The sequence below is a fragment of the Nocardiopsis sp. LOL_012 genome (assembly GCF_048060475.1).
In the GTDB taxonomy this organism is placed as follows: Bacteria; Actinomycetota; Actinomycetes; order Streptosporangiales; family Streptosporangiaceae; genus Nocardiopsis.
The window spans coordinates 1-576 of sequence record NZ_JBHMIV010000106.1; the positions used below are offsets into that span (position 1 = coordinate 1).

Below are 576 nucleotides of genomic sequence, written 5' to 3' on the forward strand. Positions count from 1 at the left end.
CTGGCGGGCCAGGGTGCTCTCTGGGTCCTCCGGGGAGCCGAGCAGTTCACGCTGCCAGAGCGTGTAGTCGGCGTACTGCACGGCCGGCTCCGGCCAGGCGGGGGCGTGCCCGGCGGCCCGCGCCCGGTAGGCCTCCTCCAGACCGGTCATGAGCACCCGCATGGAGGCGCCGTCGCCGGCGATGTGGTGCAGCAGCAGGCGCAGCACGCACCCGCCCCCCTCCTCCACCAGGCGCGCCCGAATCGGCAGCTCCCCCGAAAGGTCGAAACGGTGCCCGGCGAGCGGAGCCCCCTCCTCGTCCCCCGCAACCACACGCTCGAAGACCAGGGCGGACCGTGCCTCCTCGGGGGTGAGGACGTGCTGGTAGGGCTCACCCTCAGCCTCACGGAACACCGTCCGCAACGCCTCGTGCCGCTCCACCACGTCCCCCAGCGCCCCCTCAAGCACACCGGCGTCCACACCACCGTCGACCCTCAGAGAGAACGGGATGTTGTACGTCGCACTCGGCCCCTCAAGACGGTCCAGGAACCACAGCCTGCGCTGCGCGAACGACAACGGCACCCGCTCCGGACGCTC

General features: G+C 72.0%; 1 protein-coding gene. It reads right to left on the minus strand.

The window, feature by feature from the left end; all coding sequences use genetic code 11:
* Nucleotides 1-576: condensation domain-containing protein (locus ACFHWE_RS23650; RefSeq protein WP_416604083.1), on the minus strand; the 576-nt coding region annotated here is incomplete at both ends.